The 22,323-nt window shown below is 50.1% G+C and carries 25 protein-coding genes and 5 tRNA genes; 29 read left to right on the forward strand and 1 reads right to left on the reverse strand.

From position 1 onward, the window contains the following. Positions 1-110 precede the first annotated feature (110 nt). Entirely contained in the window at positions 111-1,778 is a 1,668-nt protein-coding gene (locus AB1611_04130; protein ID MEW6378781.1) for a peptidylprolyl isomerase, read from the reverse strand. Positions 1,779-2,169: 391 nt separating this feature from the next. Between AB1611_04130 and coaE the strand changes: the two genes are divergently transcribed. From coaE to rplA, 29 genes are all read left to right on the forward strand, one after another. Then, positions 2,170-2,802 (forward strand): dephospho-CoA kinase, encoded by a 633-nt coding sequence (coaE, locus tag AB1611_04135; protein ID MEW6378782.1) that lies wholly within the window; start codon positions 2,170-2,172, stop codon positions 2,800-2,802. A gap of 155 nt (positions 2,803-2,957) precedes the next feature. Further along, positions 2,958-3,326 (forward strand): 30S ribosomal protein S6, encoded by a 369-nt coding sequence (gene rpsF / locus AB1611_04140; GenBank protein MEW6378783.1) that lies wholly within the window; start codon positions 2,958-2,960, stop codon positions 3,324-3,326. Continuing rightward, on the forward strand, positions 3,326-3,745 hold the full coding sequence (locus AB1611_04145; protein ID MEW6378784.1) for a single-stranded DNA-binding protein: 420 nt from the start codon (positions 3,326-3,328) through the stop codon (positions 3,743-3,745). The genes rpsF and AB1611_04145 overlap by 1 nt, the downstream gene beginning before the upstream one ends. Before the next feature lie 112 nt (positions 3,746-3,857). After that, positions 3,858-4,079, forward strand: a complete 222-nt coding sequence (gene rpsR, locus AB1611_04150; protein ID MEW6378785.1) for a 30S ribosomal protein S18 — start codon at positions 3,858-3,860, stop codon at positions 4,077-4,079. A gap of 98 nt (positions 4,080-4,177) precedes the next feature. Further along, on the forward strand, positions 4,178-5,167 hold the full coding sequence (locus AB1611_04155; GenBank protein ID MEW6378786.1) for a YybS family protein: 990 nt from the start codon (positions 4,178-4,180) through the stop codon (positions 5,165-5,167). A 56-nt stretch (positions 5,168-5,223) separates the two neighbouring features. Beyond that, positions 5,224-5,727, forward strand: a complete 504-nt coding sequence (rplI, locus tag AB1611_04160; protein MEW6378787.1) for a 50S ribosomal protein L9 — start codon at positions 5,224-5,226, stop codon at positions 5,725-5,727. 65 nt (positions 5,728-5,792) lie between these two features. Further along, positions 5,793-7,157 (forward strand): replicative DNA helicase, encoded by a 1,365-nt coding sequence (dnaB, locus tag AB1611_04165; GenBank protein MEW6378788.1) that lies wholly within the window; start codon positions 5,793-5,795, stop codon positions 7,155-7,157. Continuing rightward, positions 7,158-8,327: an alanine racemase gene (alr, locus tag AB1611_04170; protein ID MEW6378789.1), complete on the forward strand. Its 1,170-nt coding sequence runs from the start codon at positions 7,158-7,160 to the stop codon at positions 8,325-8,327. After that, on the forward strand, positions 8,308-9,078 hold the full coding sequence (locus AB1611_04175; protein ID MEW6378790.1) for an ABC transporter permease: 771 nt from the start codon (positions 8,308-8,310) through the stop codon (positions 9,076-9,078). The genes alr and AB1611_04175 overlap by 20 nt, the downstream gene beginning before the upstream one ends. A gap of 2 nt (positions 9,079-9,080) precedes the next feature. After that, complete coding sequence (locus tag AB1611_04180) at positions 9,081-9,836, forward strand: ABC transporter ATP-binding protein (protein ID MEW6378791.1); 756 nt, start codon at positions 9,081-9,083, stop codon at positions 9,834-9,836. A 1-nt stretch (position 9,837) separates the two neighbouring features. Then, positions 9,838-11,355 (forward strand): MlaD family protein, encoded by a 1,518-nt coding sequence (locus tag AB1611_04185; GenBank protein MEW6378792.1) that lies wholly within the window; start codon positions 9,838-9,840, stop codon positions 11,353-11,355. A gap of 8 nt (positions 11,356-11,363) precedes the next feature. Next, entirely contained in the window at positions 11,364-12,716 is a 1,353-nt protein-coding gene (gene radA / locus AB1611_04190; protein MEW6378793.1) for a DNA repair protein RadA, read from the forward strand. 93 nt (positions 12,717-12,809) lie between these two features. After that, positions 12,810-13,298 (forward strand): CarD family transcriptional regulator, encoded by a 489-nt coding sequence (locus AB1611_04195; GenBank protein MEW6378794.1) that lies wholly within the window; start codon positions 12,810-12,812, stop codon positions 13,296-13,298. A 21-nt stretch (positions 13,299-13,319) separates the two neighbouring features. After that, positions 13,320-14,006 (forward strand): 2-C-methyl-D-erythritol 4-phosphate cytidylyltransferase, encoded by a 687-nt coding sequence (ispD, locus tag AB1611_04200; protein ID MEW6378795.1) that lies wholly within the window; start codon positions 13,320-13,322, stop codon positions 14,004-14,006. Between the two features lies 1 nt (position 14,007). Beyond that, the gene (gene ispF, locus AB1611_04205) at positions 14,008-14,496 is read left to right on the forward strand and encodes a 2-C-methyl-D-erythritol 2,4-cyclodiphosphate synthase (protein MEW6378796.1); all 489 of its coding nucleotides are present in this window, start codon (positions 14,008-14,010) and stop codon (positions 14,494-14,496) included. Then, positions 14,496-15,968: a glutamate--tRNA ligase gene (gene gltX, locus AB1611_04210; GenBank protein MEW6378797.1), complete on the forward strand. Its 1,473-nt coding sequence runs from the start codon at positions 14,496-14,498 to the stop codon at positions 15,966-15,968. The genes ispF and gltX overlap by 1 nt, the downstream gene beginning before the upstream one ends. After that, complete coding sequence (gene cysS, locus AB1611_04215) at positions 15,961-17,400, forward strand: cysteine--tRNA ligase (protein ID MEW6378798.1); 1,440 nt, start codon at positions 15,961-15,963, stop codon at positions 17,398-17,400. Before gltX ends, cysS begins: the two co-directional genes overlap by 8 nt. Positions 17,401-17,446: 46 nt before the next feature. Beyond that, positions 17,447-18,202, forward strand: a complete 756-nt coding sequence (gene rlmB, locus AB1611_04220) for a 23S rRNA (guanosine(2251)-2'-O)-methyltransferase RlmB (GenBank protein MEW6378799.1) — start codon at positions 17,447-17,449, stop codon at positions 18,200-18,202. A 109-nt stretch (positions 18,203-18,311) separates the two neighbouring features. Further along, positions 18,312-18,384, forward strand: a tRNA-Thr gene (locus AB1611_04225). Between the two features lie 22 nt (positions 18,385-18,406). Beyond that, positions 18,407-18,488: transfer RNA gene (locus AB1611_04230), tRNA-Tyr, on the forward strand. A gap of 16 nt (positions 18,489-18,504) precedes the next feature. Next, a tRNA-Gly gene (locus tag AB1611_04235) sits at positions 18,505-18,581 on the forward strand. 19 nt (positions 18,582-18,600) lie between these two features. Next, a tRNA-Thr gene (locus tag AB1611_04240) sits at positions 18,601-18,673 on the forward strand. Positions 18,674-18,705: 32 nt separating this feature from the next. Next, the gene (gene tuf, locus AB1611_04245; GenBank protein ID MEW6378800.1) at positions 18,706-19,905 is read left to right on the forward strand and encodes an elongation factor Tu; all 1,200 of its coding nucleotides are present in this window, start codon (positions 18,706-18,708) and stop codon (positions 19,903-19,905) included. Positions 19,906-19,973: 68 nt separating this feature from the next. Further along, positions 19,974-20,123, forward strand: a complete 150-nt coding sequence (gene rpmG / locus AB1611_04250; GenBank protein ID MEW6378801.1) for a 50S ribosomal protein L33 — start codon at positions 19,974-19,976, stop codon at positions 20,121-20,123. After that, positions 20,122-20,195, forward strand: a tRNA-Trp gene (locus AB1611_04255). Before rpmG ends, AB1611_04255 begins: the two co-directional genes overlap by 2 nt. Positions 20,196-20,274: 79 nt before the next feature. Beyond that, the gene (secE, locus tag AB1611_04260) at positions 20,275-20,460 is read left to right on the forward strand and encodes a preprotein translocase subunit SecE (protein ID MEW6378802.1); all 186 of its coding nucleotides are present in this window, start codon (positions 20,275-20,277) and stop codon (positions 20,458-20,460) included. A 117-nt stretch (positions 20,461-20,577) separates the two neighbouring features. Continuing rightward, the gene (gene nusG, locus AB1611_04265) at positions 20,578-21,108 is read left to right on the forward strand and encodes a transcription termination/antitermination protein NusG (protein ID MEW6378803.1); all 531 of its coding nucleotides are present in this window, start codon (positions 20,578-20,580) and stop codon (positions 21,106-21,108) included. 27 nt (positions 21,109-21,135) lie between these two features. After that, on the forward strand, positions 21,136-21,561 hold the full coding sequence (gene rplK / locus AB1611_04270) for a 50S ribosomal protein L11 (protein ID MEW6378804.1): 426 nt from the start codon (positions 21,136-21,138) through the stop codon (positions 21,559-21,561). A 10-nt stretch (positions 21,562-21,571) separates the two neighbouring features. Continuing rightward, complete coding sequence (gene rplA / locus AB1611_04275) at positions 21,572-22,276, forward strand: 50S ribosomal protein L1 (protein ID MEW6378805.1); 705 nt, start codon at positions 21,572-21,574, stop codon at positions 22,274-22,276. The last annotated feature ends 47 nt before the right edge of the window (positions 22,277-22,323 follow it).

Raw genomic sequence — 22,323 nt, forward strand, 5'->3', positions numbered from 1 at the left:
AAAAGAGGCCTCCACAAAATTTTGTGGAGGCCTCTTTTCGTGTGCTTATGGCGCCATAAGCAGGCAATCTCGCACAACGCCTGGTCTTGGCGTAAGGTTACATATAATGCTTACGGCATTGGTGCGGGTGGTACCATAGGAGGAGCGGATGGGCTTGCCGTATTGACCAGCTTCATATTTTTGGTGATGGTGGCCTTGGATTTTAGCTGCTCGATATATCCGGTGATTTTTTGCTCCCGTTTTTTATACAGCAGGGTGGGTTCGATGATATCTTTGAGATCCTCAAACTTGTTTGCACCAGCCGCTTTTTTATCGGTAACGGAGATAATATCATAGAGCTTCCCCTGTCCACCGCCAAAGTTATTTCTCTCAACTTTTTTTACTTCTCCAACTTTGGTGGAAAAAGCCGCCTCTTCGAAAGCATGGTCCATCCTGCCACGCTGTATATACCCAATGTCACCGCCCTTCTCGGCCGAGAACTGGTCGATTGAATGCTGTTTTGCCAGGGCAGCAAACTTTTCACCTTTTTTCAAACGGGCTATAATATCGTCGGCCACTTTACCATCACTGACCAGAATATGACTGACCCTGACCCGTTCGGGAATATTCTTGAATTGAGGATCGTCCTTATGTTCATTATAGTAAGCGCGGTATTCATCATCTGAGGCCTTAATGTCTTTGCAGAGCACATCCATGGCAAACTTATTGGCCAGAATACCATCAGCAAAGATTTGTGTCCGTCTCACGAATTCAGGATCCTTATCCATGCCGATACGTTTGGCTTCCATGACGAAAAGCATGTTTTTAATCTTGTCTTCAACCATGTTCTTCAGGAAGGAAGGGTTCTTCAGGAGCGGGCTGTCAAGAGGATTACCGTAGTTGGCCTGCCCGCCGACAAGGTCATTCAGAATTATCGGGGTGCCGTTTACTTCTGCAACCTGGATTTTCAGCAGGCTTTCATCCCTGGTCTTTGCTTCTTCAATTTTCGTCAGATTTTTATCAAGTATCTTGACATTAGCCTTGGAGCGCAAACTCTCGAGCAATGAACTGGTAATTTGATCGGTTTTCTCTTTAGCCATTTTAAACTGGAGATAGTTCTTCTTGCTTTCCAGTTCCTTGCTGGTCAGCTCTTTCCTCTCAATAGCTTTAAAGAGAGCGTATCCTTCCCGTGTTTTAATGGGCTCACTGACCTGGCCGTCTTTCAATTTGAAAATGACCGCTTCAACCTCTTCCGGAAAAACATTGGTATTGATGATGACAAAGTCGATATCTCCGCCCTTGTCGGCATTTCTGCCTATGGACTTTTCCTTGGCCATTTTTTCAAAACTGGCTCCCTGCTTTATCTGCTTGAGAATGTTTGCAGCTTCTTCCTTGGTTTGGGTAACGATCTGCTGGAACCTGACCTTTTGCCGTTCATTGGGAGGTATCAGATTATTCAGTTCCTTGTCAGACAGTTTCGTCTTATCAGTAACCTTTTTCTGATAAAAAAACAGAGCCAGTTGCTGTTCATTGATCAGCTTGAGCTGTTGCTGGACCATGGGGTCTTTATCCAGATTCTGCTTTCTCGCTTCCTGAGCGAGCAGCATGCTGGCGATTATCTGTTGAAGTAAAGTTTCACGGTCTGTCCGGCCCTGTGCAATCTCGTTGAATTCGGCAAGTGTGATTTTTGTCCCGTTTACTTCAGCAACGGTCTGCTGGGAATCATCAGCCCAGGACTGATGAGTACTCAAAAGGCATAGAGAGCAAAGGACAACAAACATAGCGGTAATTCTTTTCATTTTTTCCTCCTTAGAGAGATTATAAACAAAAAAAACACATAGATTGTAGGGCCACAGCCTCTGTGTTAAGGCGAAGAGAGATTTTTGACAGGTTTGCTGTTAAATATACAGAATTACTTGCCGGATGTCAACTTTCTCCTCTCCAATTTTTAGAAAAATACAGACATTTTCCTGCTTGCGTCATGAGTTGTTTCCTGGTATTTTCCGATTATTGCTCTTTTTGAGCTATTTCATTAATGAGGTTAGTTAACTTTATTTTTCATCGGCAGGTAAAATTGTTGGCATCGTAAGCTTTGCGGCCTGTGGAATCGATCAGCAGGCAGGGAGAGGGAATTCGATGAGATTTTCGTATACCTGAACACAGGGAACGAAGAGAAGAAAAGAGCATGCGATGAGGGAAAATATGATTGTCATTGGAATAACCGGAAGTATCGGTTCTGGAAAAAGCACTGTCAGCAGGATGTTTCAGGAACTGGGAGCCAGTGTCATTGATGCAGACAGAGTCGCCCGGCAGGTTATGGCTCCATTCGAGGCCGGCTGGTGGGCAGTTTACGAATATTTTGGTCAGGGCATAATCTGTCCGGCTACATCTGAAATTAACCGGGCCAAGCTTGGCGAGCTCGTTTTTGAAGATGCTTTTTTGTTACGGAAGCTGAACTCTCTGATTCATCCGTCAATTATCACCAGGATACAGGATTGCCTGCGGCAACTTTCTGGTCAGGGGGTGAAAATAGCCATCGTTGACGCTCCCCTGCTGATTGAGGCCGGGCTGCATCGTGATGTTGACCTGGTTGTGGTTGTCTCTGTAGAGCAGGATATCCAGATAGCCAGGCTGCAAAGCCGGGATTCGGGATTAACGAGGTCGAAAATTTTACAGCGGATTGCCAGCCAGATGAGCCTGGAGGACAAAAAGAAATATGCTGACTATGTGATCGATAATAATCAATGCCTTGAAAAAACCCGTCAGCAGGTGTATTTGATCTTTCGGGAGGCGGTTAAAAAGGAAGGGCGATCGAGAGAATAGTTGATTTCAATGATTGATTATGCTATTATTTTAAAATCTGAACTCTGGTAAGACGAGGATACTTATTGAATTTGCGTACTTTTGATCATATTTTGGTAACAGAAGCATTTCAACCATACTATTTACGAAATAAAGCTTTCATGGGAGGAAAACAGTTGATTTATTATGAAACATTACTGATTATCAACCCAAACCTGTCTGAAGAGGAAGTGGAGACTCTGGCCCAAAAAATAAAAAAAATCATGGAGGACCTGGGGGCGTCGATAATCCAGGCGGAAAACTGGGGTAAAAGACGTTTGGCCTACGAAGTAAAAAAGTTTAAAAAGGGATATTACCTGGCTTATGATTATAAGGTCGAAGCAAGTGATATGTTAAAAAAGCTGGATGCCGCTCTCCGATATGACGAGCAGGTTTTGAAATATATGACCGTCAATATGAAGGAATCCAATATTGGCAAAGGAACTCCAATGGCCACAGCCAAGGAAGGTTTCCGGGAATCGGGGGTGGCGGAGGGTATTGAGTAATGGCTTCTTATAATAAAGTTATTTTAATGGGAAATCTGACAAAAGATCCTGAGCTGCGCTACACCTCAAACGGCCTGGCCGTAGCCCATCTGAGCCTGGCGGTAAACCGCAGATTTACCGCCAAGGAGGGAGAAAAAAAAGAAGAGGTGGACTTTTTCGATATCGAAACCTGGGATAAACAGGCAGAGCTGTGCAGTGAATATCTCAATAAGGGAAGCGGCGTCCTGATCGAGGGGCGGCTGAAACAGGACCGGTGGGAAGACGAGACCGGCAGCAAGCGGTCCAAAATCAAGATTGTGGCGACAGCAATCCAGTTCCTGCCCAAGCGGTCTGGTGAGGAAATCGGAGGAGTGAGTGATGGAGGTGATTTCCCGGACAGTGGAAGCGGATTTGAGGGGAAGAACAACGCTCCATTCTAGGATTCAAACAGAGGGGGTTTGCCGGCAAGTGGGCGGGCACAGTGCTCAATAGTTTATTGAACCATTCTTGTTGAATGGGTATTTTTTCCATGGAGAGTTTATGAAAGCAAAAATGCTGACTCGATTTAGAAGAAGAAAAATTTGCAAGTTCTGTGAAGGGAAAATGGATTTTATCGATTTCAAAGACACGAGAAGGCTTCGCAGCTTTATGACGGAAAGAGGCAAGATCATTCCCCGCCGGATCTCGGGAAATTGCGCCAAGCATCAAAGAGAATTGACCCAGGCGATCAAGAGAGCCAGGAACATCGCACTTTTGCCATTTCTGGCTGAATAGTTTTCCCAATTCCCTCACAGTCATCATCCGTAAAGATGCTTTGAGGGCTGCCTGATACCAGATGTGCTCAATGTGCAGACCAGGGAGTTGAAGATTCCTTGAGCAGTAACCAAGAAAGACATGACGATGGCAGTAATTCGAAAGATTATCATGCTCTCAAGAAGACCCCTGCTATTTTGGGATCTATCCTCTTGATTATAGGCCTGTTCCTCATATCTCAGCTTTTTCTGATCGCTTTAGTGCCCATTCCCTTGACCTTCATTATCCTGCGGCGGGGAAAGATTCAATGGGTAATTGGCGCTTTCCTCCTGGCAGGAACGGTCGCAGTTTTTGCCAAGCCGGATGTGAATCCGTTGTATCATGCTCTGATTATCCTGGGCTGGCTGAGTTTTGTCTTTGCGGAGCTTTTTGAACGGGGATTGTCGAGCGAGCGGATCATTCTGACAGGTTCAGCGGTCTCGATCATTCTGCTCTTTTTTTTCCTGGGATTGTATTCCTTCAGAGCTTCCACGGCCCCCGATGCGTTCTTACGCCATGAAATAGACCAATCGATGAGTAAAATCATCGACATCTACGAACAAGGGGGGATGGAACCTGACCAGGTAGCGATGCTGAAAAAAACATCGCCGCAGATAGAAGAAAGCCTGATCAGTGTATTCCCGGCTATTCTTATTGTCATCCTCATTTCGGTTGTGCTGATCAATTATTTCCTGCTCCGGCGATGGCTGCAATTTATGGAATTTCCGGTTGAAGACCGAAGGCCGTTTTGGCAATGGATCGTGCCGGACTGGTGGGTCTGGCTATTTATTGTATCGGGAATACTCTGGTATTTCCTCAAAGTGCCGCTTCCATCCAGGATTGGTTTGAACTTTCTGGTTGTGGCCAGTTATTTATACCTGATTCAAGGAGTGGCGATTATCATCTATTTTTTTCAAAAGGGTCGGATACCTTCATTTTTCAGGTATTTGGGATTAGTGGTGGTCCTTTTCATTCCAGGCAGTTACATCTTCCTGACTCTTGGGGGACTGTTTGACAACTGGATTGATTTCCGAAAGCTCCGGGTCAGGTCTCAGGAAACCGGTGCCTGAAGTACGAGCGCTCTGATTTGCCAGGATTTGAGTGAAAAATTACAAGGAGAAAACGTATGGAAATAATTCTTCAAAAAGATGTGCATAACTTGGGACTAATCGGTCAGGTAGTTAATGTATCTCCCGGTTATGCCCGCAACTACCTGATTCCGAATAAATTGGCTATCAAGGCAACACCCAAAAACCTTGCTCTGATGAAGAAGCAGGAGTCCCTCATCAAGGCTGCTCAGGAAAAGGCCAGAAAGGAATATGCTGACCTGGCGGTGCAGTTGGAAAAACTCTCTTTCACCTTTGCCAGAAAATCGGGAGAAAACGACAGGCTTTTTGGCTCGGTCACCAATGCTGACATTGCTGAAGCTTTAAAAGGCGAGGGGTTTGAGATTGACAAGAAAAGAATCATCCTTGAGGAACCTATTAAAGCCCTGGGAATCTTCAAGGTCCCGGTGAAGCTCCACCCGGAAATCATTGCCCAGCTCAAAGTATGGGTAGTAAAAGATGAGCCGGTGATTAAGAAGGAGACCCCTGCTGAACAGGAGGAAGATACTTCTTCGCAGGAGTAATCCGGGGGGATGGTAGGATACTATCATTTTAGAGTATGGGGGCTGGAAAAAAAGCAGGTTGCAGTATGAAACCGGAAAGCCATTCGGGAGAGGGGATAGCATTACGGCAGCCGCCGCAGGATCGCGATGCGGAGCGGGCTGTTCTGGGGGCAATCTGTCTTGAACCGGAATCTATTACTAAAATTATTGATATCATTCAACCGGACAGATTTTACGATCCGGCGCATCGCAAGATTTTCACCTCGATGCTCGACCTGCACAATCGCGGAATACTCCCTGATTCGGTGACACTCAAGGATGAGTTGATCAGCCGCAACGAGCTGGATGAAGTCGGCGGAGTAAGCTATCTGATGACTCTGATGGATTCAACGCCGACAGCAGCCAACATCAAATCCTATGCCCAGATCCTGCATAAAAAATTTCTGGCCCGGCAGTTGATCGCCGCAGCCACGCAAATAGCTCAGCGGGGATATGAGGAGCAGAAGGAAATCGAAAACCTTTTGGATGATGCCGAGAGATTGATTTTCAATATCTCGGAGACCAGGGCACATCAGGGCGTCCAGTCCATCCGGTCCATCATCTCCAACAGTTTTCAGTTGATCGAAAAGCTCTATGAGTCCAAAACACGGGTAACCGGCCTGCCGACCGGCTTTGTCGATTTCGATAGCATGACCTCCGGGCTGCAAAATACGGATCTGGTTATTATTGCAGCCCGGCCATCGATGGGAAAGACCAGCCTGTGTCTGAATATTGCTCAGCATGTGGCCATAGAAGCGGGAGTTACGGTGCTGATATTCAGTCTGGAGACAGCGAAAGAGCAGATGGTGCTGCGGATGCTGTGCTCTGAGGCTGAAGTCAGTGGACACAAGCTGCGGACAGGCTACATGGGAGAGCGGGACTGGGAGCGGATGGTGGCGGCTGCGGCTAAATTATCTGAAGCCAATATCTACATCGATGACTCTGCCTCCATAACCGTCATGGAAATGAGGGCCAGAGCCCGTCGGCTCAGGAAAGAGGCGGGGCTTGGCCTGATCATTGTGGACTACCTGCAACTGGTCCAGGGACATGGCAGGCAGGAAAGCCGGCAGCAGGAAATTTCCGGGATCTCCCGCAGCCTGAAAGGCCTGGCCAAAGAGATGAATATTCCGGTGATTGCCCTGTCGCAATTGAGCCGGGCAGTTGAGACCCGCGATAAAAAAGATAAACGCCCCATACTTTCGGACTTGCGGGAATCAGGGGCCATTGAGCAGGATGGCGATGTGATCGCCTTTCTCTACCGGCCTGAGCTTTACAATCCGGAAGATGATCCCGGCGTGGCCGAGCTGATCATCAGAAAGCAGCGTAATGGCCCTATCGGGACAGTGAAATTGGCCTTTCTCAAAGATTATACGAAATTCAAAAACCTGGCCAGGGAAGATGGTTTCTTTTAGATGACCTCTGATTACCGGCCTACCATTGCAGAAATACATCTCGATGCCATTCGAGCAAATATCCGTCAGATCCGGAAAATGGTCGGCCCGACAAGAAAAATAATGCCTATCGTCAAATCAAACGCTTATGGGCATGGAGCGCTTCCGGTGGCCAGGGCCCTTGAGCCGGAGATCGACGCTTTGGGGGTGGCCTTTGTCTATGAGGGGATTGAGCTGCGAAGAGGGGGAATCCGCTGTCCTATCCTGGTTCTGGGCGGGGGGCAGGATGAGTGCCTGAAACCCGCTCTGGAGGAAAATCTGACCCTGGCTGTAGGGAGCATGGACATGGCCCAGACCCTTTCGCAGGCAGCCCGGCAGGAAGGGCGGGAAGAAAGGGTGGCCAGGATTCATATTGAAGTCGATACCGGCATGGGAAGGCTGGGAATATCCTGGCGTGATGCAGCCGGGGAAATCGCCCGGATAAAGGAATTGCCGAATGTTGAGGTTGAAGGGATATTCAGCCATCTGGCTACTTCCGATCTCCGGCAGGATGCCTTCACCTTTGTGCAACTGGAGCGGTTTGAACATGTCCTGACGGAGCTGGACCGGCACAACATTCACATTCCCATCAGGCATTTGGCCAACAGCGGCGCCATCCTGCAATATCCGCAGACCTGGTTCGACATGGTGCGGCCAGGGCTTATGACCTATGGCCTGTATCCGGCAAAACACCTGATGGATGTTATCCCCTTGCAGTTCCCGCTGGCCGTGAAAACCCGCATCCTGCAAATTCACGAGCTGATGGAAGGAGACAGCATCAGCTACGGGAGGACCTACATCTGCCGGGAACCCAGGCGAATTGCCGCCATTCCGGTCGGATATGCGGACGGTCTTGGCCGGGTTTGTTCCAATAAAGCGGATTTCCTGGTCAGGGGACACAAGGTGCGGGTTGTGGGCACGATCTGCATGGACCTGTGCATGATCGATATCACCCAGGTTCCGGGGGCTGAAGTCGGAGACGAGGTGATTTTACTGGGAGGCGAGGAAGGCCAGGCATCGGTGGAACAACTGGCCGGGCTGATGGGCACTATTTCCTATGAGGTTTTATGCTCCTTTGGCCGAAGGGCCAGGCGGGAATATATCGACCGGGAGGCAGGGGAGAACCCTGGAGATGAGAAAAATTCTCGATAAAATAGGGAGAAAAGTTACCGGTATTTTTACAGAGGCGGGGAGGTTGAGCATTCTCTTTGTCCAGGCATTGATCGGTATCTTTCATCCTCCTTTTCGCCTTGACCAGAGCCTGAGTCAGATGGAAGAGGTGGGGGTCAATTCGGTTTCGGTCACCCTGATTACGGCTGCCTTTACCGGAATGGTGCTGGCCTTGCAAAGCCACATAGGATTCAAGCGCTTCAATGCCGAGTCCCTGGTTGGAACAGTCGTTGCCCTGTCCGTGACGCGGGAGCTTGGTCCGGTTTTGACCGGGCTGGTAGTTGCGGCCCGCGCCGGATCTTCGATAGCTGCCGAACTGGGAACAATGCGGGTCACCGAGCAGATTGATGCTCTGACCACTCTGGCGGTCAATCCGATCGAGTATCTCGTTTCTCCCCGCCTTCTGGCCGGATTGCTCATGCTTCCCCTTTTAACCGCCCTGGCTGATATTGTGGGCATTCTGGGCGGATATCTGGTCAGCGTTTTTATTTTAGGAGCCAATTCAGTGGTATATATCCGGCGTACTTTTGACTATCTGGTGCTTCAGGATATCTACAGCGGCATCTTTAAGGCAGCCGTGTTCGGCGTCATCATCACCGTGGTTGGATGTTACAAGGGGTTTTATGCCGAAGGAGGCGCTCATGGAGTCGGGAATGCGACCACCGGTGCCGTGGTCATGGCGTACATGCTTATTATCGTTTCCAACTATATCATGACAGCCCTGTTCTTTTGACTATGATTCAGCTCGTTGATATCCATAAATCATTTCGAAACAAACAGGTTCTGAAAGGTGTCAACCTTCAGATCCGGCAAGGGGAATCGATGGTGGTCATCGGCGGGAGCGGGTGTGGAAAAAGTGTGCTGATGAAGCATGTCATGGGCCTGATATGGCCTGACCGGGGCCGGGTTTTGGTCCAGGACCGGGATCTGGCCTCATGTTCCCGCAGAGAGCTGAACGATATCCGGAAAAAGTTTGGCATGCTGTTTCAGGGAGCGGCACTGTTCGATTCCATGACTGTCGGACAGAATGTCGGCTTTGGCTTGAAGGAGCATACCTCGTTGTCGAAAGAAAAGATCAGGGAAAAAGTGCGGGAAAAACTTCAGATGGTGGGGCTGCCCGGTATTGAAGACCTCAGACCGGATGAGCTCAGCGGCGGAATGAAAAAGAGGGTGGGTCTGGCCAGAGCCATAGCCATGGAGCCTGAGATATTGCTCTATGATGAGCCGACAACGGGCCTTGATCCGATTATGGCCGATGTTATCAATGATCTGATCATCAGGATGAAAGAAGTCTACAAGGTTACTTCACTGGCCATTACCCATGATATGAAAAGCGCTTATAAAATTGCCGACCGGATCGGCATGCTGTATGATGGCCGGATTATCGAGGTAGGCACTCCCGAAGAGATCCAGAATACCCAAAATCCCGTGGTTCGCCAGTTCATTACCGGCAGTGCCAGGGGGCCGATTATGGAAGGGGCGTGTGTGTGACATGAAGCTCTTTGCACGGGAAGAAAAAGTCGGGCTGTTTGTGATTTTAGCCCTGGCATCATTGGCTTACCTGACTGTTAAGGCCGGGAATCTCTCGCTGGGGAAGAAAAAGGGGATGCTGCTCTATGTGAGCTTCAGTAATACCAGGGGACTGGATGAAGGGGCTCAGGTCAGGGTTTCCGGCGTTGAAGCAGGAAGGGTCGAGGATGTGTCCCTGATCGAGGGAATTCCCCGGATGACGCTCCTGATTTTTCCCGGAATCAAGATCCATCAGGATGCTGTGGCCAGCATCGAGTCGCAGGGGTTTATGGGGGAAAAGTATGTCGAAATTTCGCCCGGAACACCGAATACCCCATATCTTGAAAGCGGCGGCACTATCCGGACCGGTGAGGTAAGCAAGGACTTCGAGCAGGTAGCTCAGCAGATATCCCTCGTGGCCCAGGATTTAAAGAAGATAACCGAAGCTATCAGAGAAACCATTGCCACGCCTGAAGGAAAGCTGGCCATGAAGCAGAGCCTGGCAAATCTCCAGGCAATAACCGACCAATTCAAGAATCTTCTGGAGCAAAACGCGGAGCAGATTCATGCCACCGTGAGTAATTTTCAGCAGCTTTCCAGCAACCTCAACAGGGTGATAGTCAGGAATGAGGCTGAAATCTCCCAAATTATTCATGAATTTCGGTTATTCGCTGAGGTTTTGCGCAAGGAAAGCCCGCAACTGGCCGAGCGGTTTCAATCAGTGGCTCGAAACCTCGATGAGATTATTGCCGAAAACCGTGACAGCCTCCATCAGGGAGTGGTGAATGCCAATCAGCTCGTTGTGAAACTCCAGGGCGCCACGGATAAGGTCGACAGCCTGCTGACTACCGTGAATGAGGGAAAGGGAACGATCGGCAAGTTAGTCAAGGATGATACCCTGTACCGTGATGCACAGGAAACCCTGTCCGGCCTCAAAACCACCCTGGCCAAGGCGGATGCCTTTCATCTGTACCTGGGCTACCGGGGCGAATATCATACCCGCTTTGATAGGTCGAAGAGCTATATATCCCTGAAGCTCCAGCCGCGGCAGGATAAGTATTATCTGGTCGAGCTGATAGATGATTTTCAGGGTATCACCACCACCAAGGAAACCAGCACCTATACTGATGGCAGCGGGCCGGTTAACGAACGGGAGGAAACTACTGAAGAGCAGTTTAAATTCAGTGTCCAGATTGCCAAACGGTTTCAGGATGTTGTCTTGCGGGGAGGGCTGCTCGAATCGCAGGGAGGAGTGGGGGTTGATTACCTGTCCTTGAATGACAAACTTCAACTGCATTTTGATGCCTGGGATTTTGCGGCCGATAAGCCGCATCTTAAGCTTAATGCGGATTATCATTTTGGCAAATATTTTTTAGTTAATACCGGCGTTGATCATCTGGCGGATGATGATCGCCTGAGCTATTTCCTGGGGGCAGGATTCTCCTTTGAGGACGAGGACCTTAAATACCTTCTGGGGAAGATCCCGATCCCGGGGTTATAATAAAAATTATGAAAACAGCATTTTATTGTGAATCATGTGGCTTTTATTCACCCAAGTGGCTGGGAAGATGTCCGGAATGCCAGGAATGGAATTCCCTGGTCGAAGTCAAAGAGGAAGATACCAAAAAAAATTCCGGACGCTCGATCGGGACAAGCACAGCGCCCATTCCCCTGAGCCGTATTGAGACTGCCCAGACGACGAGGATCCGGGCTGGCATCGAGGAATTTGACCGTGTGCTCGGAGGAGGGATTGTCCCTGGATCAGTGGTTTTGATCTGCGGTGATCCGGGCATCGGAAAATCCACACTGCTTTTGCAGATCTGCCAGCAACTGGCCCAGACCAGCAAGGGGATTCTCTATGTATCCGGTGAGGAATCCATTCATCAGATCAAGGACCGGGGAATGCGGATTGGTTCGAATTCCGAAAATATCTATCTGGTATCAGAATCTCATCTTGAGAATATCGAGCAGCACATTCAGGAGGTCCAGCCGCAGATTTTCATTCTGGATTCCATTCAGACTACCTATACCTCACTGATGCAGGGGCTGCCGGGAAGTGTGGGGCAGATCCGTGAAGTGGCTTCACGGCTCATGGTCAGGGCCAAAAGCCAGAACATTTCCACGTTTCTCGTTGGTCATGTTACCAAAGATGGCTCGATCGCCGGGCCGCGGGTGCTTGAGCATATTGTAGACACCGTTCTCTATCTGGAAGGAGAGCGGTATCATACCTATCGAATCCTGCGGACGATCAAGAACCGGTTCGGTCCGACCAACGAGATCGGTGTTTTTGAAATCAAGGAAGGCGGGCTGCAGGAGGTTGCCAACCCATCGGCCCTTTTTTTGACCGAGCAGACGCTGGGAGTGTCAGGATCGATAGTCGTCTCCAGCCTTGAAGGGACCAGGCCGATTCTTTCCGAGCTCCAGGCACTGGTTACCCCTGGCAGCATCGGTTTTGCCCGCAGGACAGCGATCGGCGTCGATCCCCAGCGGGTGTCTTTGCTGTTGGCTGTTCTGGAGAAGCGGATCGGGCTCCGGTTTCAGGATCAGGATGTCTATGTCAATGTAGCAGGCGGATTGAAGCTGAACGAGCCGGCCATAGACCTTGGCATTACCATGGCTATTGTTTCCAGTCTGTGGGAGAAGGTCATTAACAAGAACATGGTCATTTTCGGGGAAGTCGGTCTTTCCGGAGAGGTCCGGGGAGTAAATCAGCCGGAATTGCGGATCCGCGAGGCCCTGAAATTGGGTTTTGACCACTGTGTTCTTCCAGCCAGTAATATCAAATTACTCGATTCCAGGCTGCAAAAGAATTGCTGTGGGGTTCGGCGTGTTCAGGAGGCGATCGATCTTTTGTTTGCGTAGGGAGAGCAGAGAGGGCGAGGGAGATGGAGGGAGAAAATTTGACTTGAAGTTCAAAGTATAGTATAATGGATTCTATTTCTTGGAGGATCAGATATGTTTGAGGTGGGAGATAAAGTTGTTTATCCACTTCAAGGGGTTGGTGAGGTTTTGGCCATCGAGGCTAAAATTATCCTCGGAGTAGAGCAACGATATTATATCTTAAGGATCCTCAGCAACGGCACAACCATCATGGTTCCTATCGATAATGCCGATGATGTCGGCCTGCGGGAATTGATCGGCCTGGATGAGGTAGAAAAGGTGGTTGATGTTCTCCGGGGGAAAGGAGATCCGATGTCCCCCAAATGGAGCAAACGATACAAAGATAACATGGATCGTTTGAAAACCGGATCGATTTTTCAATTGGCCTCCGTGCTGCGAAATCTGGTTTTGATGAATCGGAAAAAAGAGCTCAGCTTCGGTGAGAAGAAAATGCTGGACAGTGTCAAGTCGCTGATTGTGGATGAAATTTCTTATGTCCTGAATGTTCCCAATTCCAGTGTCGAAGCAGAGCTGGTCCAGATTTTCAGTGAAGCAAGACAATAGAGCATAATAGGGTAGGGCAGCATGAAGACCATAGCCTTGGTGGCAGCCGCAGGTGTTGGAATCCGGTTGGGGGATGGATGCCCCAAGCCATACCGCTGCATTGGACAGCATCCGATGATTTCTTACACTTTACGGGCGATGGACAATTGCCCCGAGATTGACCGGGTGGTCGTCATCGCGTCTTGCGAAGAGCGGCAATTGTGTGAGCGGGAGATCGTGCCAGCCTGCTGCCTCCACAAGCCATATCAGGTGATAGTTGGCGGAGAGGAGCGCCAGCAGTCGGTATTTCAGGGGCTTTTGGCCGTCAGGGGGGAAGCGCAGATTGTCGTCATCCATGATGCAGCCCGTCCGTTTGTATCCTGGCAATTAGTGCAGCAGTCCATCCACGAGGCGAAAAAGTACGGTTCAGCCATTGCCGGTATTCCGGTGCGGGATACCCTGAAGAGGGTCAATGCCGAGGGACTGGTAGCGGAAACGGTTCCCCGGACGGGGCTCTTTCTGGCTCAAACTCCGCAGGCTTTTCAATTCGATCTTCTCTGGGCAGCCCATCAACAGGCCCTGGAGGATGGATTTCAGGGGACGGATGATTCCGTTCTGGTCGAGCGTATCGGAATAGCCGTGAGAATGATCCAAGGCTCCCTCATGAATATCAAAATCACCTATCCTGAAGATCTGGAACTGGCTGAAAAGTGGCTGGCTGGCGGTTGAGATGAGGGTTGGTCTGGGATTTGATGTACATCCTCTGGTGTCGGGAAGAAAGCTGATTCTTGGCGGAGTCGAGATTCCTCATGCACTCGGACTGCTGGGGCATTCAGATGCGGATGTTCTTATTCATGCCCTGTGTGATGCGCTTTTGGGTGCCCTGGGTGAGGGAGATATCGGCGAGCATTTTCCCGATACGGATGCCCGCTATAAGGATATTCCCAGTACCCGGCTGCTGCAATCGGTTCTGGCCTTAATGCGGTCACGGAAGTACCGCATCATGAATTGTGATCTGGTTATTATCGCTAATCATCCCAGATTGTCTCCCTATAAAGAAGATATAAAAAAGTCGCTGGCCCGGGAGTTGGGGGTTACGGAATTCCAGGTAAATATCAAGGCCTCGACAACCAATGGATTACCCTTGTGGGGCAGCCAGGAGGGAATAGCGGCCTATAGTGTGGTTTTATTGGAAGAGTATTTGGAAAAGGAACCCTAGTGGAAAAGATACGAGTAAGATTTGCACCCAGTCCAACCGGGTATCTGCATATCGGCAATGCCAGAACCGCTCTGTTCAATTGGCTGTTTGCCCGGCATTCCGGAGGGACATTCATTCTGAGGATTGAAGATACCGATACTGACCGGCACGTGGCCGAAGCCGAAGGACTGATCCTCCAGGACCTGGCATGGCTGGGGCTGGACTGGGATGAAGGCCCGGACAAGGGAGGAGAGTACGGCCCTTACCGGCAATCGGACCGGCTGAAAATTTATCAGGATTATGCACGAAAGCTCGTGGACTCAGGACGGGCGTACCATTGCTACTGCACACCGCAGGAGCTTGAAGATTCACGGCAGGCGATGCTCAGCCAGGGCCAGACGCCGCGATATGACGGCAGGTGCCTGCACCTTTCCGAGGAGCAGAAAAGATCTTTTGAGCAGGAGGGCAGGCGGCCTTCGGTGCGGTTTCGGGTGCTTGAGGATACGGTGGTGGTCAAAGACCTGATTCGCGGTGAGGTGTCGTTCGACGGCCAGACGATCGGGGATTTTATTATCCTGCGCTCGGATGGCCGGGCAGCGTACAACTTTGCGGTGGTCATCGATGATATCCTGATGAAGATTACCCATGTTTTGCGCGGTGAGGATCATCTGTCCAATACCCCCCGGCAGGTATTGATTTATCAGGCCCTTGGAGCGGTCCCACCGCAATTCGGGCATATGCCGATGATTCTTGGGCCTGACCGTACGCGCCTGAGCAAGCGGCATGGGGCAACGTCGGTCATCAGCTACCGGGAAAAAGGGTACCTTCCGGAAGCAATCAGTAACTACCTGACTCTTCTGGGATGGTCCTCCCCTGACGAAAAGGAAATCCTTCCGAAAGAGGAATTGATCCGTAAATTTACGGCTGACCGGATTAACAAAAGTGCAGCTATCTTTGACCTGACCAAGCTCAACTGGATGAACGGATGCTATATCCGGGAAGCTGAACCGGGTCGGATTACCCGGCTGAGCATCCCCTTCTTGCAGGAGCGGGGCTATGTGGCACAGAATCCATCGCCGGAGGATATGCCCCGCATCAGGGAGATTGTGGCTTCGCTCCAGAGCAAGATGTCATATCTTGCGGAAGTGGCTGACCTTGCGGCTGTGTATTTCGAGGATAAGCCTTCCGTTGATAAGGAGAGCCAAATCTGGCTGAAAACCCCTGAGTCGATCGCAGTTATCCAGGCACTGGCGGAAGTGCTTGAGAACTCCTCGATCGAGGAATCGGCAGATGGCCATGCGGTAATCGAAAAAGTCCAGAAGAAAACCGGCCAGAAGGGGAAAAAGCTGTATATGCCCATCCGGGTTGCATTGACAGGGAAAACCGGAGGGCCGGAGATGGTGGCAATTTTTTCTCTTGTAGGGCGAGACCGCTGCCTGCGCAGGGTCAGGCACGTTCTATCGCTGGTGGAGCAAGTGACAAGTCATGAGTGAAATTCGGATCTATAATACCTTAACCGGCCAGAAAGAAAAATTCCATCCCCTGGTTCCGGGAAAGATCGGGATGTATGTCTGCGGAGTAACGGTCTACGATCATTGCCACATCGGCCATGCACGTGGAGCAATGATCTTTGACGTTATCCGGCGTTATCTGGAGTACCGGGGATTTGCCGTAAACTACATCCGCAACATTACCGATATCGACGACAAGATCATCAAGCGGGCTCAGGAAGAGGGATGCACGGCCCAGGAGATAGCCCAGAAGTACACTGCCGATTACTGCCAGGATATGGAGTATTTGGGAGTCAGGCCAGCGAGCAGGGAGCCGAAGGCTACTGAGCACATCACGGACATCGTCGATTTGATCAGGCGTCTTGAGGAGCGGGGATATGCTTATCGGGTCGAGGGTGATGTGTACTTTGACATCAGAAAGTTTTCCGATTATGGCAGGCTCTCCAAGAGAAGCCTGGACAGTATGCAGGCCGGGGCCAGGGTAGAGGTCGATACCCGGAAGAAAGACCCGCTCGATTTTGCCCTCTGGAAGAGTGCCAAAGAGGGTGAGCCTGCCTGGGAAAGCCCCTGGGGACCGGGGCGTCCGGGGTGGCACATCGAGTGCTCGGCCATGTCGATGAAGCATCTTGGTGAAACCTTCGACCTTCACGGCGGAGGGGAGGATCTGATCTTTCCCCACCACGAGAATGAAATCGCCCAGTCTGAGGCTGCTACGGGAAAGCCCTTTGTCCGCTATTGGCTGCATAATGGCTTTGTGAACATTAACCAGGAGAAGATGTCAAAATCCCTGAAGAATTTTTTCACCATCAAGGAAGTCCTGGCCCGGTACAGCAGTGAAGCCCTGCGCTTGTTTCTGCTGTCCACCCACTACCGCAGCCCGATCAATTTCACCGATGCAGGGCTGACCGATGCGGCCAGAGCGCTTGAGCGGGTTTATAATACCTTTGACACGGTGGAGCAGCTTTTGAAGGGCAGGAGTCAGGAGTCAGGAGTCAGGAGCCAGGAGCCGGGAGTGATGAACAACCTGAGATCCTCCTTTGAAAGCGCGATGGACGACGATTTTAATACGGCTGAAGCCATTGGCAGACTATTTGAGGGAGTGAAGGAAGTGAATATCTTTATCCAGGATCACCCCTCGATGGATGATGACCAAAGGCGCTGTTTGCGGGAGATGGTGGATATTATCAAAGAACTGGGTGGTGTCCTGGGACTTTTCCAGCAATCCGAAGCTCTAACCAAATCAGCCGATGATGATAACATGGTTAATGATTTAATGAAAATTATCCTGGAGATTCGCAATACCTGCCGGGCTAAAAAAGAATGGGCTTTGGCTGATCAGATCCGCTCGCTGTTGCAGGAAAAAGGAATTACGATTGAGGACCGCAAGGAAGGAACGGTTTGGAAGAGGAAATAAAGAAGCATACAAAAAGATGGCCTGATCAAGTACTCATAGGAATTGCATGGCCGATACCCTGATCTACGGAAGAAATAGTGTTCTGGAAGCTCTGCTGGCAGGAAATCGGAAAATCACCGGCCTGGTAGTATCCGAAACCGCTGGCAGCCGGAAAATAGAAGAAATAAAAAAGCTCGCCTCCCGGCAGGGAATCGCGGTTCAGTACCGAACGCGCAGGGAGATGGATGAGCTGTGCGGCAGCGGGCAGCATCAGGGAGTGGCAGTATTTATCGAGCAGATGCGAGAGTCCGACCTTGACGACATCCTCGATCATGCCGCCCGCAAAAGGGAAGCACCCTTCCTGCTGGTGCTCGACCGGGTGGAGGATCCGCGAAATCTGGGGTCGCTGATCCGCACGGGTGAGGCTGCGGGGCTGCACGGGGTGATTATTTCAAAGCACGAGAGCTGCGGGCTGACACCTGCCGTAGCCAAGGCGGCCAGTGGTGCGCTTGAGTATGTGCCGGTTGTTCAGGTATCGAACCTGGCCATGACCTGTGAAAAATTAAAGAAAATGGGTGTCTGGCTTTTTGGGGCCAAAGCACAGGAAGGGCGCTCCTGGAGTCAGGCTGATTTTACCCTGCCTCTTGCCCTCCTTTTGGGGAGTGAAGGAAAAGGTTTAAAAAACATACTGGAAAAAAAATGTGATTTTTTTGTCTCTTTGCCCATGAGAGGGCACATTTCTTCACTGAATGTTTCGGTAGCTGGTGCGATTCTCATGTATGAAGTTGTAAGGCAAAGAAATTGGCAGAAATTGGTAGGTTGACAAAGATTATCATTTATAGTACAATCAAATCTACGCTCAATAGCGCTTATTTGTCTTAATTCAGCATTGACTTATAAGTGTTTAATGAATAGTATGTTCGTTCATTGTCGCTGGCGTAGCTCAGTCGGTAGAGCGGCTGATTTGTAATCAGCAAGTCGGGGGTTCAAGTCCCTTCGCCAGCTTCTCTTGACAAGAATCAAAAATGGTGGGGTTCCCGAGCGGCCAAAGGGATCAGACTGTAAATCTGACGGCGATGCCTTCGGAGGTTCGAATCCTCCCCCCACCACTTTTGTTAAATATGAGCGGGAATAGCTCAGTTGGCTAGAGCATCAGCCTTCCAAGTTGAGGGTCGCGGGTTCGAATCCCGTTTCCCGCTCCAGATTTTCAGTTACTGCCTGGCCCACGTAGCTCAGTCGGCGGAGCACTTCCTTGGTAAGGAAGAGGTCACCGGTTCAAATCCGGTCGTGGGCTCTAAAGAAAGGAGCGATTGGAGGAAATAAGGAATGGCAAAAGAGAAGTATGAAAGGACGAAGCCGCACGTAAATATAGGGACAATCGGGCACGTAGATCATGGGAAGACCACCCTGACCTCTGCCATAACCAAGGTATTGGCCAATAAGGGTCTGGCAGAGTATCGGGCCTTTGATCAGATTGACAATGCCCCCGAGGAAAGAGAGCGGGGGATCACCATTGCCACGGCCCATGTGGAGTATCAGACCGAGAGCCGCCACTATGCTCATGTTGACTGTCCCGGTCATGCAGACTATGTGAAGAACATGATCACTGGAGCAGCCCAGATGGATGGGGCCATTCTGGTGGTTTCAGCCGCGGACGGGCCCATGCCTCAGACCAGAGAGCATATTTTGCTGGCCAGACAGGTTGGTGTGCCCTATATCGTTGTTTTCCTCAACAAAGTGGACATGGTCGATGATGAAGAGCTGCTTGAGCTGGTAGAGCTTGAGGTCAGAGAGCTGCTGAGCCAGTATGAGTTTCCCGGAGACGAGATTCCGGTAGTCAGAGGCTCTGCTCTGAAGGCGGGAGAGTGTGGCTGCGGCAAAGATGGCTGCCCCAATTGCAAGGTGGTCTATGACCTGATGAAGGCAGTGGATGAGTATATCCCCCTTCCCAAGCGGGATATCGATAAACCCTTCCTGATGCCGGTAGAGGATGTGTTCAGCATTTCGGGGCGTGGAACTGTGGCTACCGGCAGAGTAGAGCGGGGCGTTATCAGAGTGGGCGAGGAAGTGGAAATCGTCGGCATCAAGGAAACGCAAAAGACGGTGGCCACCGGGGTTGAGATGTTCAGAAAGCTGCTGGACGAGGGGCAGGCTGGAGACAACATCGGGGTTCTGCTGCGGGGCAAGAAGCGGGAAGAAATCGAGCGGGGAATGGTTTTGGCCAAACCGGGCAGCATCACTCCGCATACCAAATTCAAAGCCCAGGTGTACGTACTGTCCAAAGAAGAAGGCGGAAGGCATACCCCGTTTTTTAATGGTTATCGGCCTCAGTTTTTTGTGCGGACAACGGATGTGACCGGAACCGTTCAATTGCCGGAAGGTGTGGAAATGGTTATGCCGGGCGATAATGTTGTGATCGTCGGCGAGCTGATTACTCCGATCGCCCTGGAAAAAGAGATGCGCTTTGCCATCCGGGAAGGCGGCAGGACCGTGGGTGCCGGCGTTGTCAGTGAGATCATCGAATAAATTTTAAGCAGGTGAAATCGTGGAATCGCAACGAAGCTGATTCTCAACCACAAGGGACAGGATAAGGAATGAGAGATATCGTAATTTTGGCTTGTTCGGAGTGCAAACACAGAAATTATAACACCACCAGGAATAAGAAAAAGACTCCGAATAAACTTGAGATAAAGAAGTATTGTCGATTCTGTCGATCCCATACTGTTCATCGAGAAACGAAGTAGGCCAGTAGCTCTAACGGCTAGAGCACCGGACTCCAAATCCGGGGGTTGGGGGTTCGAATCCCTCCTGGCCTGCTGAGTCATTTCTCAGATGACGTCAAGAGAGATAACCATTGCCGTATGAATGAGAACTGATAAGAGCAGGTAGCGCACGATGATTGGAAAAGCGATTCAGTTTATCAGAGAAGTAAGATTAGAGATGAAGAAAGTCACCTGGCCGAGTAAAGCCGAGGTAACAAGCTCAACGACTGTGGTTCTGGTGACGACAACAATTATTACTGTTTTTTTATACCTTTGTGACGTAGGGCTGGCACGGGTTATCAGTACGCTGATTAAATAGAACCTGAGCAGCTCCGTTTTCTAGGATACCTGGCTTAAGGCAGATTGAAAGTCATGGGATCGAAGAGTTCACGGAAAAGAATCCATGATAGGTTGAAAGGTTGAGCAAGGGCTAAACATGGCAAAGGCTTGGTATGTAATACATACCTATTCGGGCTACGAAAATAAAGTCAAGACAAGCATCGAACAGCGGTTGCACCATCTTGGGATGGGTGAAGTGGTATCTCAGATTCTCATACCAACCGAAGATGTTTTTGAGCTGAAAAAGGGTCAAAAACACGTCACCAGTAAAAAGTTCTTTCCGGGGTATATTCTGGCAGAGATGGAGATGAACGATGATATCTGGTACATCATCAAGAATACCCCAAAGGTGACTGGCTTTGTCGGAGCAGGATCAAGGCCGACCCCGATGAGTGAGAGAGAGGTTGAGACCATCCTGGAGCAGATGCGGACCGGGGCTACACGACCCAAGGCTGAGGTCCTGTTCGGGAAAGGGGAACGGGTCAAAATCATTGACGGACCGTTTACCAGTTTCACCGGGCAGGTTGATGAGATTAACGAAGACCGGGAAAAGGTACGGGTTCTGGTAAGCATTTTTGGTCGGTCTACCCCGGTAGAGCTCGATTTTGCACAGGTTGAGAAGATATAAGATTGCACAGATAGGGAGCATGCATTTATGGCAAAGAAAATAGTTGGCTATGTAAAGCTTCAGGTTCCGGCAGGGAAAGCGACTCCATCTCCTCCGGTAGGGCCGGCTTTGGGTCAGCATGGTGTGAACATTATGGAGTTTTGCAAAAATTTCAATGAGCAGACGAGGGGGCGGGAAGGTCTGATTATTCCGGTAGTGGTAACAGTGTATGCGGATCATTCCTTCACTTTTGTCACGAAAACACCTCCGGCCGCTGTACTGTTAAAACGGGCTGCTGGAATTGCCAAAGGTTCAGGGACGCCGAATAAAGAGAAAATTGGCAAGGTTACTAAAGAACAGATTAAAGAGATTGCCACGACCAAAATGCCTGACTTGAACGCGATTGATATCGATAGTGCCATCAGGATTGTAGAGGGAACGGCCAGAAGCATGGGTATCGAGGTCGTAGGATGATGGAGGGGCAATGAACGCGGGAAAGAACTATACCAATGCGGCAAAAAAGATTGATCCATCTAAACGGTACGATCTGGACGAGGCAATGGTAGCTGTTAAGGAAGCTGCTTTTGCCAAGTTTGACGAGACCGTAGATATGGCTGTCAGACTTGGGGTAAACCCGAAAAAGTCTGATCAGATGGTAAGAGGATCGGTCGTATTGCCCTACGGCACAGGCAAGAAGGTAAAGATACTGGTTTTCGCTAAGGGAGAGAAGGAAAAGGAGGCACAAGAGGCAGGGGCAGACTATGTAGGAGGAGATGAGCTGGTTGAGAAGATCAAAGGGGGATGGATGGATTTCGAGCGTGTGGTTGCCACGCCGGATATGATGGGGAGTGTTGGAAAGGTAGGCAAGATTCTCGGTCCCCGGGGATTGATGCCCAATCCAAAAACCGGGACTGTTACCTTTGACGTTGCCCAGGTAGTAGGTGATATCAAAAAAGGTAAAGTTGATTTTCGGGTTGAAAAGGCCGGTATTGTCCATGTACCGATCGGCAAGGTTTCGTTCAGCCCGCAGCAGCTTAAGGATAATGCTTCCGCCTTCCTCGAGACTTTAGTCCGTCTCAAACCTCCTGCTAGCAAAGGCCAGTATCTCAAGGGCATTGCCATTTCCTCAACTATGGGGCCGGGAATACGTTTGGATGCAGCCAAAATCCGAAATGCATTCAGAAGGTAATTGAATAAATCCATCAGCCCCTGTAAAGTCAGCAGTCGGGTCGTACA

Source organism: bacterium (assembly GCA_040755755.1).
In the GTDB taxonomy this organism is placed as follows: domain Bacteria; phylum SZUA-182; class SZUA-182; order DTGQ01; family DTGQ01; genus DTGQ01.

Coding starts and splice junctions, on each gene's coding strand:
- AB1611_04130 (MEW6378781.1), bottom strand. CDS start 1,778: ATGAAAAGAATTACCGCTATGTTTGTTGTCCTTTGCTCTCTATGCCTT.
- coaE (MEW6378782.1), top strand. CDS start 2,170: ATGAGGGAAAATATGATTGTCATTGGAATAACCGGAAGTATCGGTTCT.
- AB1611_04145 (MEW6378784.1), top strand. CDS start 3,326: ATGGCTTCTTATAATAAAGTTATTTTAATGGGAAATCTGACAAAAGAT.
- rpsR (MEW6378785.1), top strand. CDS start 3,858: ATGCTGACTCGATTTAGAAGAAGAAAAATTTGCAAGTTCTGTGAAGGG.
- rplI (MEW6378787.1), top strand. CDS start 5,224: ATGGAAATAATTCTTCAAAAAGATGTGCATAACTTGGGACTAATCGGT.
- dnaB (MEW6378788.1), top strand. CDS start 5,793: ATGAAACCGGAAAGCCATTCGGGAGAGGGGATAGCATTACGGCAGCCG.
- alr (MEW6378789.1), top strand. CDS start 7,158: ATGACCTCTGATTACCGGCCTACCATTGCAGAAATACATCTCGATGCC.
- AB1611_04175 (MEW6378790.1), top strand. CDS start 8,308: ATGAGAAAAATTCTCGATAAAATAGGGAGAAAAGTTACCGGTATTTTT.
- AB1611_04180 (MEW6378791.1), top strand. CDS start 9,081: ATGATTCAGCTCGTTGATATCCATAAATCATTTCGAAACAAACAGGTT.
- AB1611_04185 (MEW6378792.1), top strand. CDS start 9,838: ATGAAGCTCTTTGCACGGGAAGAAAAAGTCGGGCTGTTTGTGATTTTA.
- radA (MEW6378793.1), top strand. CDS start 11,364: ATGAAAACAGCATTTTATTGTGAATCATGTGGCTTTTATTCACCCAAG.
- AB1611_04195 (MEW6378794.1), top strand. CDS start 12,810: ATGTTTGAGGTGGGAGATAAAGTTGTTTATCCACTTCAAGGGGTTGGT.
- ispD (MEW6378795.1), top strand. CDS start 13,320: ATGAAGACCATAGCCTTGGTGGCAGCCGCAGGTGTTGGAATCCGGTTG.
- ispF (MEW6378796.1), top strand. CDS start 14,008: ATGAGGGTTGGTCTGGGATTTGATGTACATCCTCTGGTGTCGGGAAGA.
- cysS (MEW6378798.1), top strand. CDS start 15,961: ATGAGTGAAATTCGGATCTATAATACCTTAACCGGCCAGAAAGAAAAA.
- rlmB (MEW6378799.1), top strand. CDS start 17,447: ATGGCCGATACCCTGATCTACGGAAGAAATAGTGTTCTGGAAGCTCTG.
- tuf (MEW6378800.1), top strand. CDS start 18,706: ATGGCAAAAGAGAAGTATGAAAGGACGAAGCCGCACGTAAATATAGGG.
- rpmG (MEW6378801.1), top strand. CDS start 19,974: ATGAGAGATATCGTAATTTTGGCTTGTTCGGAGTGCAAACACAGAAAT.
- secE (MEW6378802.1), top strand. CDS start 20,275: ATGATTGGAAAAGCGATTCAGTTTATCAGAGAAGTAAGATTAGAGATG.
- nusG (MEW6378803.1), top strand. CDS start 20,578: ATGGCAAAGGCTTGGTATGTAATACATACCTATTCGGGCTACGAAAAT.
- rplK (MEW6378804.1), top strand. CDS start 21,136: ATGGCAAAGAAAATAGTTGGCTATGTAAAGCTTCAGGTTCCGGCAGGG.
- rplA (MEW6378805.1), top strand. CDS start 21,572: ATGAACGCGGGAAAGAACTATACCAATGCGGCAAAAAAGATTGATCCA.